Raw genomic sequence first — 14,515 nt, 5'->3', positions numbered from 1 at the left:
TCGGACTACGGCGCAGGTTGGAGAACCGCTCGTACTCCCGCAGCGCATGCGGCAGCTGCCGCTGGTTCCAGATCAGCACGCGGTCCAGCAGCTCGGCGGCGGCTGGCGTGTTCGATCACCGTCAGGATGTACATCCGGGTTCCGGTCAGCGTCACGGTCTCGATGAAGTCGACGGCCAGCAGTGCCGGCGGCGCAGGCGCAGCCCCTGCGGCCCGGCACCGCGCATGATCCGGGCGACCCGCTTGTGGTTGACCCGTACGCCGCGCTCGCGCAGCTCCGCGGTGATCCGTGGCACGCCGTAGGTGCCGTCGGAGGCGGCGTGCACCGCCTGGATCCGTTCAGCCAGCTGCCGGTCGGCGGTGACGCGATCGGCCCGGACCGGCCTGGTGCTGCGCCAGTGGTAGAAGCCGTGACGGCCGATGAATTGCGAGCGCGCGTGTCGTCTCAATCGAGTCAATCGAGGCGAGCTCTCCTGAAAGGCAGGTTCGATGGGTGGATCGGCATCCCCGGATCCGCGTCGTTGGTGGGTCCTGGTCATCTGCTGTCTCTGCATGGTCGTGCTGGTCATCGACACGTCGGTGCTCAACGTTGCCATCCCCACGCTGATCCGCGAGATGGGCGCGAGCCGTTCGGACATCCAGTGGATCCTCGACTCGTACATCCTGGTGTTCGCCGGTCTCCTGCTCACCGCGGGTGGCCTGCTGGACCGCCACGGCCGCCGCCGCGGTCTCGTCATCGGCCTGGTGCTCTTCGGACTCGCCTCCTTGGCGGCGTCGTTCGCCGCGTCTCCCGGCCAGCTCATCGCCGCGCGCGCAGGGATGGGTGCGGGCGGCGCTCTGGTCATGCCGGGGACACTGGCGATCCTCACCGCGGTATTCGACCCGGCCGAACGCAAGCGGGCTTTTGCCGTCTGGAGTTCGGCACTGGTGCTCGGCGCGCTGGCCGGCCCCGCCGTGGGCGGTCTGCTGTTGCGGCACTTCTGGTGGGGTTCGGTGTTCCTGGTCAACGTCCCGGTGGCCATGGCCGGCGTGCTCGCGGCGGTGCTGATCATTCCCGAGTCACGAGCACCGGCTCGACGCCCGGACCTGGTCGGGGCCCTGCTGTCGATCATCGGGCTGACGGCCCTGGTCTGGGCCGTCATCGCCGTGGCCGAGGACGGCTGGTCTTCCGTCGTCGTCCTCACCGGGTTCGGGATCGCGGCGCTCGGCCTCACTGCGTTCGTGCTGTGGGAGCGGCGGCAATCCGAGCCCATGCTTGCCCTCGAGCTGTTCAAGGACCGGACCTTCAACGGCGGAAGCCTCTCCATCGTGCTGCTGTCGTTCGCGGGCGGTGGCGTGATGCTCGCGCTCACCCAGTACCTGCAGTTCGTCCTCGGATTCGACGCCCTGCGAGCGGGTCTGGCCCTCGCGCCGCTGCTGGTGTCCGTCATGCTGTTCAACGCCGTCGGTGTCGCCGTCGACAAGCGGTTCGGAGCGCGGGTTGCGGTGAGCGGGGGCCTCCTGCTGCTCGCCGCCGGGTTTGCCCTGCTCGCCACAACCGCCGCCGGCGATAGCTACCTGCGGCTGGTGCCGGCACTCGTGCTCACCGGTGCGGGCAGCGGCATGGCCGTGCCGGCCTCGTACGGCACCGTACTGGCCGCGTTGCCCCGGGAGCATGCGGGCGTGGGATCGGCCGTCAACGAGACGGTCCAACAGGTCGGTCAGGCACTCAGCGTCGCCGTCCTGGGAAGCATCCTCACCGCGGCGTTCACCGCCGCGATGCCCCGCGGTGCCGGCTCCGCGGCCCGGCAGTCGATCGGCGACGCGCTCGCTCTCGCCGCGGCTACCGGCGACGCCGAGCTCACCCACGCCGCCCAGCGAGCGTTCGTCCAGGCCATGTCGCTGACGACCCTCATCGGCGCCATCGCCGCGACCATCGCCGCCGCGGCAACAATCGTGCTGCTCCGCCCCGGCAACCGATCGAGCCGGTTGCCGCCCGCGTCCGCCGCGGAGCGCGCACCCACGGTCGCTTCCCCCGAGATGAGGTACCCGTCATGACTCTGAACTGGGCAGTGACCGCAGATGCAGGCTGCTCTGCGGCAGGGACACAGCATTGATTTCCGGGGGTACGTGATGGAGCCCGGTGGTCTGTACCGGCCAGCCCGGTTCGGCAAGGGGAAGCGGCTGATGTGGGCCGAGATCCAGCAGGCGCGCCTCAAGGCGGGTGCCGTCCATGTGATGGCTCGGGGAAAGCGCTGGCCGTGGGCGTCGGTCGGCGTCCACCGCGTTCCCAACCTGACCGCCTTCATGACCCTGGTCCACGCCGCAACATCCAACTGACCCGCGCCAGCACCGACATTGCTCGGGTCCCGGTCACGGCGGTTGATTCGATCCGCCCCGGCCCACCGCCGGGGCGGATCCCAGGTCGCCGAGGCGGCCACGCCGTGCCCGACGACGTCGCCCACGATCAGCGCGACCCGGCCGTCGGGCAGGGTGAGCGCGTCGAACCAGTCACCGCCGGCCGCGGTGTCGGCATCGGCCAGGAATCAAGAGGGGGCGCCCGGTCGCCGCGCTCTCAGCAACAATGCGAGACCGGTTGCGGTGAGCGCGAGGAACAGCGGTGCCGGGAGGGCGCCCTGGAACGCGGCGAACTGTCCCCACAGGACGATCGCCATCGCGATCGCGAACCAGCCGGTCCAGCGCGGCGCCAGCCGGGTACGCACCATGCCGGCCCCGACGACGACCAGCGCGAGCGGCGCGAGCAACGCCGAGTGCGCGGTGAACATGCCGTCGATCCACGAGTCGACCACCGGGTACCAGTCGGGCTGCGACCGGCGCTCGGCGGTGAGCGGAAGCTCGACGGTCGCCTCGAAGGTGAGGCTGACCAGCGCGAGCCCGGCGCCGGTCGCGAACACGGCCAGGGCCGCGGTGGCGACGGCCGAGCCCAGCATGCGGGCCAGCAGCGCGATGCCGGCGATGCTGGCCACGACGCCGGCCCAGATGAGCCAGGTGGCCGCGGTCATCGAGGCATGCCGCTCGGTGATGAGCCGCCACGAGTCCGCCTCGGCGGCGCCCCAGACCGGCCAGGTGCGCGGGTTGAGCACGGCGGCCAGCGGCAGGAGCCCGCCGAGTGCGAGCAGAGCGCCAGTCCAACGGCGGGTCTGGACATCCGGGTCAGGCATGAGCGGACACCTCCACCATCGCGAGGACGTCGGCGGTCACGCCGACGAGGGCAGCAGCCCGGGTCACGTAGTCCTTGAACGCCCGGGCGTGTGGCTCGGTGTCGAAGACCGCGACCGTGTGCACCTTGCCGGTCTCCGCGTCCCGCATCCAGTACCCGCCGACGAAGCCCGGCTGCGCGGCGGTCGCGGGTACCACGTCGTCGCGCAGCGCCCGCCGTTGTTCCTCCAGTCGGCTCTCATCGGCCGACCAGATGCCCACGACCGCATGCATGCCCAGGACGCTACGGCCGCGGCCGGCTCCGGGCATCCGTGCAACCACTCATCCGCGGTACCTATCCGCGTGCCCGGTCCGTGTACCAGGAGGCGATGCGCGCCCGCGACTCGAAACCAAGCTTCACCAGGATGTGCGTGACGTGGTTCTCCACCGTACGCGCAGATAGGTAGAGCCGCTCGGCGATCTGACGGTTCGACAGGCCCTCGGCAACCAGGGCGGCGACCTCCTGCTCGCGCGCGGTCAGCGGGCCGGCGGCCGCTGGCGCGCCCGCCGCTTCGACCGCGGCCCGCAGCGGCGCCAGGCCCAGCCGCCCGGCCAGGTCGCGGGCGGCGTCGAGATTCCCGCGGGCGGCGGCCCGGTCGCCCCGGTCCAGCGCCGTCCGGGCCAGTTCCACGTGGCAGTACCCGGTGAACGGCGCGAGACCCAGCGCGAGGCTGGCGGCCAGCGCGGAGCGCAGGTGTGCTTCGGCGGCCTCCGTATCCCCGAGAAGGCGGGCGAGCCGGCCCAGGCAGAGCGCCAGCGGCCCGTACCCGGGCCCCTGCGGATCGGCGATCACCTGCCGGTCGGCGAACGGCAGCAGCTCCGTGTACGCCCACGCCCCGGTCCCCGAGCGCGACGCAGACGTCCGCGTTCCCGGCCATCGCCACGATCCACTCCCGCGCGTGCCGCGGGAACGCGCCCAGGTGTGGTACGAGCGACGGCCACATCGCTCGCGCCTCGTCGATCCGGCCCATGTGCACCAGCACATTCACGTGCCAGGTGCGGGCCAGGAACGGGCCCTGCTCGGTGTACGCGCGCACCGCTCGCTCCACCGGCTCGTACCCCTCGCCGGTCAGCTGCGCGAGCGCCTCGGCGTAGATGAGGTGGAAGAAGTCGGCCGCCTCGTGCCCGGCGCGCCGACCCCGGACCAGGCCCTCGGCCATCAGCGCGGCGGCCCGGTCCAGCCGGCCCTCGCCGAGCGCGACGGACGTGCGCACCAGGGTCAGCCGCCACGTCCACAGCGGCTCGCGCAGCTGGTCGACCGCCGCCGCATTCCGGCGTCCAGGGCCGGACCCAGCCCCGCGACCACCTCGGATCGGGCCAGCTCCCCCGTCGCGGCGAGGGTAGCCGCGTCGAACTCCCGCCCGTGCACGGACGCCTGCCGGAGCAGGGCCCGGGTGCCCGCGGGAACCCGCTCAGCCGCCGGCCGATCGTTTCGCGGATCCCACGCGGCAGCCTCTTGCCGCTACCCGCGAGCCGGGCGAGCTCCATCGCGAACAGCGGGTTACCCCCGGACCGCTCGCCGATCGCACGCAGCGTCGCCGCGTCCAGCGGGCGCACGGCAGCCCGGGTCGCCAGCTCCGCGACCTCCTCGTCGGCGAGCGCGCCGAGCCAGATCCGGTGCGCCCCGCGCTCCCTGCCCACCGCGGCGAGCATCTCGTGCCGGTCCGCACCGGCCTCCTCCGCGCGGGCCAGCGCGAGCAGCACCAGTGGCAGGTCGGCCGCCTCGGACGCGACGTGCTGGAGCAGCCGCAACGAGCCGAGGTCGGCGTCGTGCAGGTCATCCAGGACGAGCAGCAGGCCGGTTCCAACAGCACGGTCGCGCAGCGCGTCCAGTACGGCGTCGAACCGCCGGTACCGGGTGACCGAGGCGTCGGCCGGCTCGTCCAGGTCGATGCCTCCGGCCCCGATCGCGCGTAGGATCTGCAGCCACGGCCGGAACGGCGCGCTTGGCTCGCCTTCGAGGCACGACCCCCAGGCGGTGGCGTGCCCGGCGGCCCGCGCGCGCCGGTTGACCTCGTCCGCGAACGCGGTCTTCCCGGCACCGGCCTCGCCCTCGACCAGGACAAGGGCGCCCGACCCGCCCCGCGTCGCGGCCAGCCGCGCCTCCACGTCGGCCAGCTCCCGCGCACGCCCAACGAGCTCCGTCACGCGCACACGGTAGCCGGGCCGAGCCACCGGGCGCCGAATGAGTGGGTCAGATGAGTGTTCTCCCGGACGTCCACCCGACCGGGTAGGGCCTACGGTCGCCGGCATGATGACCGTTCGTACGTTGGGCCGGGTCTGCATGGCCGGCGGGGTGATCGGAGCGGCCGGGGGGCTGGTCACCGCGTTCGTCCCCGCCGCGGTCGACACCGACCGGTTCAGCTACCCATATACGCCCGGCTGGTTCGTAGTGGCCCAGACCGTCTTCCTCCTCAACCACGTACTGATGCTCGCCGGCATCCTGGGCGTGCTCCGCGCCGGGGTCGCCGGACGCGGTCGGCTCGCCGCCTGGGGCGGCGCCGTCTCCGTGGCCGGTCTGGTCATCCTCTCCGTCTGCGAGGTGGCCGCAATGTCCCTGCTGCATACATCCATGTCGTCGGCCACGGTCGGGTGGATCAACGCCGGCTACGGGCTGGCCTCGCTGCTGACCGGTACTGGCCCGGTACTGCTCGGCATCGCCGTCGCCCGCGCGGACGCCTGGCACGGCTGGCGCCGGTGGATCGTACTGGCCTGCGGCGTGGAACTGCTCGCCTCGATACCCGCGATCGCCGGGCCGTTCCTAGCCGGGCGGCTCGCGCTGACCGTCTGGGTCGCGCTGTACACCGCGCTCGGCCTCGCGCTCGTCCGGCCCGCCGTCACCATCCCGGCGCAGCCCGCGCCGGCCTTCACCGCATGGGAGTTGCCATGAACACGTTCGTCAAGTGGGGGCTCGTGCTCAGCATGCTGCTCGGCCTGTTGGACATCGCCGGCGTGAGCGGCGTGTGGGCAGACGACGGGCCCCCCGCCGCGATCGCGGTCTCCGGCGGAATACTCGGTGTCATCACCATCGTGGCCGCAGCACTCGCCCGGCGGCGCGGCGCGATTCCCGCGGTGATCGTCTCGCGGGTCCTCTCCGGGCTGCTCAGCCTGCCGGTCTACTGGGCGGACAACGCTCCGGACTGGGCGAAGATCGTCGTCGGGATCGCGCTCGCGGTCACCATGGCCGCCGTCGCGCTCCTCACCATCGGCCGGCGGACCCTCCGCCCGGCCTGAGCCCCGCCCGACGCGAGTGGCAGAGGGGCCGGACCTGTCTCATCGGGACATGCACCCGCACACCGCTTGACCGCCGTGCTCGGCTGTCAAGCCGTAACCATCGTCCGGTGTATGACTGACCGCAACCTCCCGGCAGCGTCGAGGTGGGCGATGTGCCGGTTCGGCACTCGGCAACTCCGCCGGCCGCTGACATGTGGTCACAGCACTACTTGATCCGGTGCCCGTATTCGGCGGCGAGCGGGGCCAGGTCCGGCTCGCCGTACTCGGCGACCATGGCCTTGAACGCCGCAGCCTTGTCCTCGCCGAAGCGGGTCACGGCCGCGGTGTACGCCTCGGCCGACACGAAGCGCGGCGGCGTCGACTTGCTGTGGAACTTGTCGGCGTACATGACGAGTCGCTCCTCCTCGGTCTCGGCCACGTAGTCCTCCAGCGGCAGTGGCAGGTTTTGCCGCCACACGTCGTCGCGGGTCAGGCCGACGCCGGTGTGGTGCGAGCAGAATCGGGCGAGCGGCTCGGGGAAGCCCAGCCCGGCGAGGGCCTCGTAGCCGAGCAGGCCGTGCCGGATGTACGCCTCCCCGGGGGCCAGGCGGTACACGCCGATGTCGTGCAGCAGGCAGCCCGCGCGCACAAGGGCCACGTCGACGCCGGGCGCAATGACCTGCTCAGCGATCCGGGCGACGATCTCGCAATGGATGTACACGAGGTCAAACGCGGCCGGAGTCGGGGCAAGCCGCTCGTGCAATGCCCGGATCTCGTCGTGGGCAGGGATCCTCATGAGGGGGATCCTGCCGCACCGCCGAGCACGTGCGGGTCTCACGGCATCTGCTCAGATGGACTTCGCAACCTGGAGGAATATTCGTCGGTACCGCCATGAACTGGCAGTCGGTGTGTACCCGGTTGCGGCGCGCAGTTCGCCTGGCCCCCATGAACTGCGGAAACGCCGAGCGATCACGGCCTGATGAGTGTCGTGCTCCGCGCGGGCGGCCGGCGGGTCCACGAGGCGGTGCTGCCCTGTTGCCGCGGCAACTCCCCCAGCTCTTCGAGAGGCACGCGGGCGCACTCGATCTCCTGCTGCGCCTGCTCGGGCCGCCCGAGCCGCGAGCGCGAGGTGGCCCGGCGGGCCGCGTCCGAGCGCCCGTGGCCACGTACAGCGCCAGGAACCCCAGCGCGCTCAGGCGCTGCGATGTCGTCTGAGCGCCCGCCTTTTATGCCGCGATGCGACGCTCGTGTGTCGCGACCCACACTCCGGCCGCTGCGGCCACGGCGACCGGCCATTCCAGGACGCCGAGCGCGGCGAGCGCGCCGACGCCTCCGTAGTAGAGCAACTGCCTAGGCTGCGGAATGGCGGACTTGACGGTGTGGCCCGTCCACCTGGCGTTCGTGATTCTGGACTGTACCTTCGACGGCAGGTGGATTACCGGCACTTTGAGGTGCGGCATCCGTACGTCCTGCCACGTCACGAGGTCGGTCTCGGGCGCGGCCTCGGGATGGGCGGGTAGTGCCTTGACCGATTCGGCCGTCAGCTCGGCCTGCTGATCGGGCTTCGACGCCGTCTTCTTCCCCGTACGGTCCGGCCGGGGTGCATTCTGCGTCGTGCCGCGGCGCCGCGTTCCTGCCTGTGTTGCTGTGGTCATGGGTGAGGACCTCCCCAAAAAGGAGGGCCTACCCCGACCCGGCGCACCCAATCACGATCGCAAGCAGGGGCCGGATGACCCGGTCGGGCGCCGGCTCCGCGGCCGGTTCAGGCGGTGCGGGCGGCGTTGCCGTTGAAGAGGCGGCGGGCCCCGGCGACGAGGAGCGAGATCAGCAGGGCGCTGACCACCTCGACCGCGATGGCGGAGAGCAGAGCGGACATTTTTCGGCTCCTTCACATTCGGTGCTCGCCGGAATCTAGGAGCGTCAGGTGAATGGCGCGTGAACGGACGGCCCCGTGTCGGTGATCGGCCCTGGTCGGGGGCATTGCGCTCTTCTTCACCTCGCTTCCGTCAGGGGCTGACGATCTCAGCGGGCCGGGTCCGGACGGGCGGGTGCCGCCAGGCTGAGTCGGCGAGCAGGCGCCGGCTGTTGAGGCCGACGACGACGGTGGAGCCCTCATGGCAGGTGCCGTGGATACGGGGATCAGCCCCCGACTCCGTGACGGTCATACGAGCCACTTGACGAATCCTACAGTGGCGAGTACAGAATTTATGTGTTGGCTGAGTCATGGTTCCCGGTGAGAACGAACGTTCTGACAGGAGGTGGTCATGATGATGTTGCCGGTCCCTGCCCATTACCGTCACCACCGCACGAGGTGGCGCGTCGACTGCCGAAGACCGCCGAACCGGCGCCACTGACCACTCGCGGTAACCATCCGCGGCATCGAGGTGGCGTGCTCACGGTCGATCAGCTCGCGGCCCGCGGCGCGAGCCCAGGCCCCGCCGGGCCGGCCCGCGCCAGGCACATCGCGTCGACCCCGCACGAGCGACAGTTCTTCCTGAGGACAGTTGTGGAGGTGTGTTGGTTATGTTTCCCCTTCGATTCGACCCGTTCCGCGACCTCGACCGGCTCGCCGCCGAGGCGTTCGGCGCGGCGCGCACGCCGTCGCTGATGCCGATGGACTGCCTGCGCACCGGCGAGAAGTTCGTGGTCCGGTTCGACCTGCCCGGCATCGACACCGAATCCCTCGACGTGTCGGCCGAGAATCAGACGCTGACCGTGCGCGCGGAGCGCACCCGCCGCGACCCGGACGACTCGACGTACCTGGTCTCCGAGCGCCCGTCGGGCACCTACAGCCGGCAGCTGGTGCTCGGCGAAGGGCTGGCCGTCGACGAGATCTCGGCCGAGTACCGCGACGGTGTGCTCACGCTGACCATCCCGGTCGCCGAGCAGGCCAAGCCTCGCAAGATCGAGATCGCTCGGCCCGGGAGCGCGGCGATCGGCTCCCATGAGGGCCACAAGATGATCTCCGGCGAAGCCGAACGGGATCGCCGGCCGGCCGGCGCGACCAGCTGACCTGCGCGCCGTGTGACGGCCGCCGCGTCAGGGAGGTGATCGTCAGCAACGGTGAATGGCGAACAACATCTGCGAATCGGAGGTGACCCCGGTGGCCGAACTGCCCCACCCGGCCGAGCGGGCCGCGGCGCTGGACGACGCCGGCTTCCCCGGCTACGCCATGGGCCCGGCAGCCGACGCCATCGGGGTCACCCCCGCCTTCCTGCGCGCGGCCGAGGCCGCCGGCCTGTTCGAGATCGCCCGCTCCAGCGGCGGACACCGCCGCTACAGCCGCGACGACCTGCACCGCGCCGACCGCGCCCGCCGGCTCGTCGACGACGGCATCCGCATGGACGCCGCCGTCCGTATCGTCACCCTCGAATATCAACTCGCCGCCGCCCACGCCATGATCGACCTGCTGCGCCGCAAGGCCGAACCGCGTACACGAGGCGGCAGCCGCCAGGAGTGAACGGCCATGACGCTGCATCTCAACCTCGACCACGACAGCCGCGTCTACTTCACACTGACCTGCGACCGCTGCGGGCTGCCGTTCGTCTGCTACGACGACGCCTGCTACGGATTCAGCACACTTCGGACCGAAGCCGTGTACGCCGGCTGGGATGCCGCAGCGCGGCCCGAACAACCGACGTACTGCCCCTCATGCGTCCACACCGGCGCCCCGGCGGCAAACGTGCAGCCCGCCGAGGCGGCTGCGATTCGATGATGCTGCCGTTTCTCACGACTGGGCGGTTGAGAGAGGCTGGTAGCAGGTCCCTCGCGAGGAGGACGCGGTGTCCGCTTTCGCGCACCTGCACGTCGTCTCCGGGTACTCGCTGCGCTACGGCGCCGCTCTGCCCGATCGCCTGGCGCAGCGCGCCGCCGAGCGTGGCATCGCCGCGCTGGCGCTGACCGACCGGGACACCGTGGCGGGCAGCATCCGCTTCGCCAAGGCCTGCGCCGCCGCCGGGGTGCGCCCGCTGTTCGGCGCCGATCTCGCCCATGCCCCCTACGCCGCGCCGCAGTACCGGCCCGTTACCTGGCACACGGCACGCGAGCGCGTCATCGCCGCCGACAGCACCCCCCGCGTGGTCCTGCTCGCCGAAAACCGCGGCGCCTGGGCCGCACTGTGCCATCTGATCAGCGCCGCCCACGCCCACCCCGGCACCCCACCCCTGCTCGCCTGGGCCGACCTTGAGCGCAACGCCAGCGGCCTGACCGCCCTGCTCGGCCCCGCCTCCGAACCCATCCGGGCGCTCGGCGCCGGCCACCCCGACCGGGCGGTGGCGCTGCTGGCACCGTGGCGCGAGATCTTCGGGCCCCGGCTGCGCCTTGAAGTGGCCTACTACGACCCGCGGGGCACCGGGCCCGGCTCGCTGTCCCTGGCCGCGCGCACGCTGAACCTGGCCGCCGACCAGGGGATCGAGGCTGTCCTTGCCGGTGCCGTCCGCTACGCCGATCCCGACCAGGCCCCCGTCGCCGACGTCCTGGACTCCGCCCGCCGCCTGACCCGCATCGACCCCCGGCACACCGACCGCGGCGAGCGCTGGCTCAAACCACCCTCGGCCATGGCCGCCATCGCCGAACACGTCGCCCGAGCCGCCGGCCAGGACGCATCGCACCTGCTGGCCGCCACCGCCCGCTGCGCCGAACAACTGCGCCTGAGCCCCGAAGGCGACCTGGGCCTCGGCCACGTCCACCTCCCCGAGCCGCAGCTGGTCGGCGCGAGCCAGACCACCGCGGCCCGCCGGCTGGCGACCCGCTGCCAGGCCGCCATGGCCGCCCACCACTACGACCACGACCCGGGCATGGTGCGGCGCCTGGAGGAGGAGCTCGCCGTCATCGAACACGCCGGCTACTGCGCCTACTTCCTGACCGTCGCCCAGATCGTGGACGACACCCGGCGCCTGGGCATCCGGGTCGCCGCCCGCGGCTCCGCCGCCGGATCCCTGGTCGTGCACCTCCTCGGCATCGCCACCGCCAACCCCGTCGAGCACGGCCTGCTGATGGAGCGCTTCTTCTCCCCGCGCCGCACCAACCTGCCCGACATCGACATCGACGTGGAAGCCGCCCGCCGCCTGGAGGTCTACCGCGCCGTCTTCGACCGCTTCGGCCGCGAACGGGTGGCCACGGTCGCCATGCCCGAGACGTACCGCATCCGCCAAGCCATCCGCGACACCGCCACCGCGCTCGGCCTCGACCCGGACGAGACCGGCCGCCTGGCGAAGGCGTTCCCCCACATCCGCGCCAAGGACGCCCGCACCGCCCTCGCCGAACTGCCCGAACTGCGCGTCGTCGCGGCCCGGCACGGCCGCCGCACCAGGCTGTGGGACCTCGTCGAGGCCCTGGACGCACTCCCCCGTTCGATCGCCATGCACCCCTGCGGGATCCTGCTGTCCGACCGCACCCTCATGGATCGCACCCCGGTGGTGCCCAGCAGCGGCGAGCACCTGGCGATGTCGCAGTTCGACAAGGACGACGTCGAGGACCTCGGCCTGCTCAAGCTCGACGTCCTGGGCGTGCGGATGCAGTCGGCCATGGCCCACGCCGTCGCCGAGATCCACCGCACCACCGGCCGCCTCGTCGATCTGGATGACCCCCGCCAGGTTGCGCCCGAAGACTGCGCCACCCTCGAACTGATCCGCTCCACCCGCACTCTGGGCTGCTTTCAGATCGAAAGCCCCGGCCAACGCGACCTCATCGGCCGCCTGCAGCCCACCAGCCTGCACGACCTCGTCGTCGACATCTCCCTGTTCCGGCCCGGGCCGGTCGCCGCCGACATGGTCCGCCCCTTCATCGCCGCTCGCCACGGCCTACGCCGCCCGCACTACCCCCACCCCGACCTGGTGCCCGTCCTGAAGGAGACCTACGGCGTCGTCGTCTGGCACGAACAGGTCATCCAAATCATCGCCCAGCTCACCGGCTGCGACCGGGCCATGGCCGACGAAGCCCGCCGCGCCCTCACCGACACCATCCACCGGGCCGGGGTGCGCCAGTGGTTCACCACCCGGGCCCGCGCCCGCGGCTACCGGCCCGCGGTCATCCAGCAGACGTGGCGGGTCCTCGAGGCGTTCGGCGCCTACGGGTTCTGCAAGGCCCACGCCGTCGCCTTCGCCGTCCCCACCTACCAGTCCGCCTGGCTCAAAGCCCACCACCCCGCCGCGTTCTACGCCGGCATCCTCACCCACGACCCCGGCATGTACCCCAAACGGCTGCTGCTGGCCGACGCCCGCCGCCACGGCATCACGATCCTGCCCCTGGACATCAACCGCTCGGGCACCGACTACCGCATCGAACCCATCGACGGACACCACTGCAACCATGGATACGGCCTGAGACTCGCCCTGTCGGACCTCTACGGCATCCACGCCGCCGAAATCGCCCGGATCACCGCCGCCCAGCCGTACAGCTCACTGACCGACCTGTGGCAACGCGCCCGCCCCAGCCGGCCCACCGCCGAACGCCTCGCCCAACTCGGGGCCCTGAACCCGCTCGCCCCGGGACTCACCCGCCGCGACATTCTCCGGTACATCGCACAGCTCCACGACCGCCCTCGAGTCCACGCCGACCAGCTCACCGTTCCCGGCACCGACACCCGCACCCTCAGCTCGCTGCCCGACCTGACCGGCCGCGAGCAACTCCACGCCGAGCTGCGCCTCCTGCGTATGGACACCTCCCGTCACCTCATGACGGAGTACCGCCCGCTCCTGCACGAATTGGGCGCCCTGCCCGCCAACCGCCTCACCGACCAGGCAGACGGCGCAGCCGTGCTCGTCGCCGGCGTCCAGACAGCCATCCAGACCCCGCCCATCCGCTCCGGACACCGCGTCATCTTCACCACCCTCGACGACGAAACCGGCCTCATCGACCTCGCCTTCTTCGACGACACCCACCCCACCTGCGCCCACACCCTCTTCCATTCCGGGCTACTCGTGGTCCGCGGCACCCTCCAGCGACGCGGGCCGCGCAGCCTCACCGTGGTCGGCACCCACGCATGGGACCTGACCGCCGTCCACGCCGCCTCCCGGACCCTCGGCTCCAACACCGCCCGCCGGCTGCTCGCCGCCCCGCCCGCCTTCGGCAGCGCCACCCAGCCAACGCCGGTAACGGCCGGCTACGCCCTACAGCTGTCCACCGACCTGCAGCCGGCCCAGGCCGCCGACACGCGCCTTCAGCACGCGTGGTGATCCGTCCCACCACTCGGGCCTCAACTATTGTTCCCAAGCCAGGGAACGTAGCCTGGCTATATGTAGGCACGCTACCTCATGCCAGGAGGCGGTGATGCGGGTTTTCGGGGTTGAGGTTCCCGATGCGGGGGCACTGTTCGTCCTCATGCTGGCGACGCACGTCGCCGCCGGAGTGACCTGCGTGGTGGCAGCGACGCTCGCCTGCCTGGCACGGAAACGGCGGGGGGCGCATCCGCGGTGGGGGCGGCGCTACCTGTGGGCGCTCGCGGTGGTGGCGGCGAGCGCGGTCACGATGGCCGTGATTCGCTGGCCGGCCGATGTGCATCTGGCGGTGATCGCGCTGGTGGCGGGCGGGCTGGCCGGGTTCGGGTGGTGGGCGCGGCGGCGGCATCAACCCGGCTGGCCGGTGCGGCACGCGATCGGGCTGGGCGGCTCGTTCGCCGCGCTGTTGACCGGGTTCTACGTCGACAACGGCCCGCAGCTGCCGGTGTGGCGGTCGTTGCCGCACCTGGTGTACTGGCTGTTGCCATCGGCGGTGGCCGTTGTGCTGATCCGGCGCGCACTGCGACGGTTCGCGGCCGGGGTCAGCTCGCGACCGCACGGAACCGCGCCACCCGCCGCCGGGACAGCACCGCCACGATGAGCCGTACGTCGCTGGCCGAACTCGCCGTCCACCCGGCCGGGACGGTGCTCAGCAAGCCCGCGACATGACCTGCAATGCCCGCCGCCGCGCCACCGACGGCATGACCGTGCAGGTGGATCGGTGCGTACGTCATCAGCTACCGCGACGGCCAGCCCGACCACATCCATTTCTGCGGCCACTCAGGAGACTGCTTCCCTACGCATCCGGTACCAGACACGCGTTCCAGGGAGCGACGATGCATACGCGCGTACGGCGGCAGCATGAGCGGATGCCCGGACGGGACCGCA

General features: G+C 71.7%; 16 protein-coding genes and 1 pseudogene. 9 read left to right on the top strand and 8 right to left on the bottom strand.

Annotated features, from left to right (window positions below):
• Positions 1 to 187 precede the first annotated feature (187 nt).
• Positions 188 to 421 (bottom strand): annotated as a pseudogene (locus ACQEVU_RS19950) (IS3 family transposase); the annotation flags it as partial.
• A 130-nt stretch (positions 422 to 551) separates the two neighbouring features.
• On the opposite strand from ACQEVU_RS19950, the gene ACQEVU_RS19945 reads away from it, so the two are divergent.
• Together ACQEVU_RS19945 and ACQEVU_RS19940 are read left to right on the top strand one after the other, a co-directional pair.
• A complete protein-coding gene (locus ACQEVU_RS19945; RefSeq protein WP_433325617.1) occupies positions 552 to 2,036 on the top strand; it encodes an MFS transporter in 1,485 nt (494 codons plus the stop codon).
• Positions 2,037 to 2,060: 24 nt separating this feature from the next.
• Positions 2,061 to 2,318, top strand: coding sequence for a hypothetical protein (locus tag ACQEVU_RS19940; RefSeq protein WP_433325615.1), 258 nt, complete (start codon positions 2,061 to 2,063; stop codon positions 2,316 to 2,318).
• Positions 2,319 to 2,524: 206 nt separating this feature from the next.
• Here ACQEVU_RS19940 and ACQEVU_RS19935 read toward each other — a convergent pair whose 3' ends face one another.
• From ACQEVU_RS19935 to ACQEVU_RS19920, 4 genes are all read right to left on the bottom strand, one after another.
• Positions 2,525 to 3,160, bottom strand: coding sequence for a hypothetical protein (locus tag ACQEVU_RS19935; RefSeq protein WP_433325613.1), 636 nt, complete (start codon positions 3,158 to 3,160; stop codon positions 2,525 to 2,527).
• Positions 3,153 to 3,431 (bottom strand): hypothetical protein, encoded by a 279-nt coding sequence (locus ACQEVU_RS19930; protein ID WP_433325611.1) that lies wholly within the window; start codon positions 3,429 to 3,431, stop codon positions 3,153 to 3,155. Before ACQEVU_RS19930 ends, ACQEVU_RS19935 begins: the two co-directional genes overlap by 8 nt.
• Before the next feature lie 61 nt (positions 3,432 to 3,492).
• Positions 3,493 to 3,990 carry a response regulator transcription factor gene (locus ACQEVU_RS19925; protein ID WP_433325609.1) on the bottom strand — a complete coding sequence of 166 codons (498 nt, stop codon included), beginning with the start codon at positions 3,988 to 3,990 and terminating at the stop codon, positions 3,493 to 3,495.
• Positions 3,987 to 5,450 (bottom strand): AAA family ATPase, encoded by a 1,464-nt coding sequence (locus tag ACQEVU_RS19920; protein ID WP_433325607.1) that lies wholly within the window; start codon positions 5,448 to 5,450, stop codon positions 3,987 to 3,989. The genes ACQEVU_RS19925 and ACQEVU_RS19920 overlap by 4 nt, the downstream gene beginning before the upstream one ends.
• On the opposite strand from ACQEVU_RS19920, the gene ACQEVU_RS19915 reads away from it, so the two are divergent.
• Positions 5,449 to 6,087, top strand: a complete 639-nt coding sequence (locus ACQEVU_RS19915; protein WP_433325605.1) for a hypothetical protein — start codon at positions 5,449 to 5,451, stop codon at positions 6,085 to 6,087. The two genes, ACQEVU_RS19920 and ACQEVU_RS19915, sit on opposite strands and share 2 nt — an antisense overlap.
• The gene (locus tag ACQEVU_RS19910; protein ID WP_433325603.1) at positions 6,084 to 6,431 is read left to right on the top strand and encodes a hypothetical protein; all 348 of its coding nucleotides are present in this window, start codon (positions 6,084 to 6,086) and stop codon (positions 6,429 to 6,431) included. Before ACQEVU_RS19915 ends, ACQEVU_RS19910 begins: the two co-directional genes overlap by 4 nt.
• Before the next feature lie 205 nt (positions 6,432 to 6,636).
• On the opposite strand, the gene ACQEVU_RS19905 is transcribed toward ACQEVU_RS19910, so the two are convergent.
• The 3 genes from ACQEVU_RS19905 to ACQEVU_RS19895 form a co-directional block, all read right to left on the bottom strand.
• Positions 6,637 to 7,206, bottom strand: a complete 570-nt coding sequence (locus tag ACQEVU_RS19905; RefSeq protein WP_433325601.1) for an HD domain-containing protein — start codon at positions 7,204 to 7,206, stop codon at positions 6,637 to 6,639.
• 430 nt (positions 7,207 to 7,636) lie between these two features.
• Complete coding sequence (locus ACQEVU_RS19900; RefSeq protein WP_433325599.1) at positions 7,637 to 8,065, bottom strand: hypothetical protein; 429 nt, start codon at positions 8,063 to 8,065, stop codon at positions 7,637 to 7,639.
• A gap of 351 nt (positions 8,066 to 8,416) precedes the next feature.
• Positions 8,417 to 8,575: a hypothetical protein gene (locus ACQEVU_RS19895; RefSeq protein ID WP_433325597.1), complete on the bottom strand. Its 159-nt coding sequence runs from the start codon at positions 8,573 to 8,575 to the stop codon at positions 8,417 to 8,419.
• A gap of 358 nt (positions 8,576 to 8,933) precedes the next feature.
• On the opposite strand from ACQEVU_RS19895, the gene ACQEVU_RS19890 reads away from it, so the two are divergent.
• The 5 genes from ACQEVU_RS19890 (at position 8,934) to ACQEVU_RS19870 (ending at position 14,228) form a co-directional block, all read left to right on the top strand.
• Complete coding sequence (locus ACQEVU_RS19890) at positions 8,934 to 9,422, top strand: Hsp20/alpha crystallin family protein (protein WP_433325595.1); 489 nt, start codon at positions 8,934 to 8,936, stop codon at positions 9,420 to 9,422.
• Between the two features lie 91 nt (positions 9,423 to 9,513).
• Positions 9,514 to 9,870, top strand: coding sequence for a helix-turn-helix domain-containing protein (locus ACQEVU_RS19885; RefSeq protein WP_433325593.1), 357 nt, complete (start codon positions 9,514 to 9,516; stop codon positions 9,868 to 9,870).
• A gap of 6 nt (positions 9,871 to 9,876) precedes the next feature.
• Positions 9,877 to 10,125: a hypothetical protein gene (locus ACQEVU_RS19880; protein ID WP_433325591.1), complete on the top strand. Its 249-nt coding sequence runs from the start codon at positions 9,877 to 9,879 to the stop codon at positions 10,123 to 10,125.
• A 67-nt stretch (positions 10,126 to 10,192) separates the two neighbouring features.
• Positions 10,193 to 13,585, top strand: coding sequence for a DNA polymerase III subunit alpha (locus tag ACQEVU_RS19875; protein WP_433325589.1), 3,393 nt, complete (start codon positions 10,193 to 10,195; stop codon positions 13,583 to 13,585).
• 94 nt (positions 13,586 to 13,679) lie between these two features.
• A complete protein-coding gene (locus ACQEVU_RS19870) occupies positions 13,680 to 14,228 on the top strand; it encodes a hypothetical protein (RefSeq protein ID WP_433325587.1) in 549 nt (182 codons plus the stop codon).
• Positions 14,229 to 14,515: the final 287 nt, after the last annotated feature.

Origin of the sequence: Dactylosporangium sp. CA-139066 (assembly GCF_050936175.1) — a bacterium.
Taxonomy (GTDB): Bacteria; Actinomycetota; Actinomycetes; order Mycobacteriales; family Micromonosporaceae; genus Dactylosporangium.
Note: the sequence above shows the minus strand (reverse complement) of the source record. Positions and strands in the feature narration are given on the sequence as shown.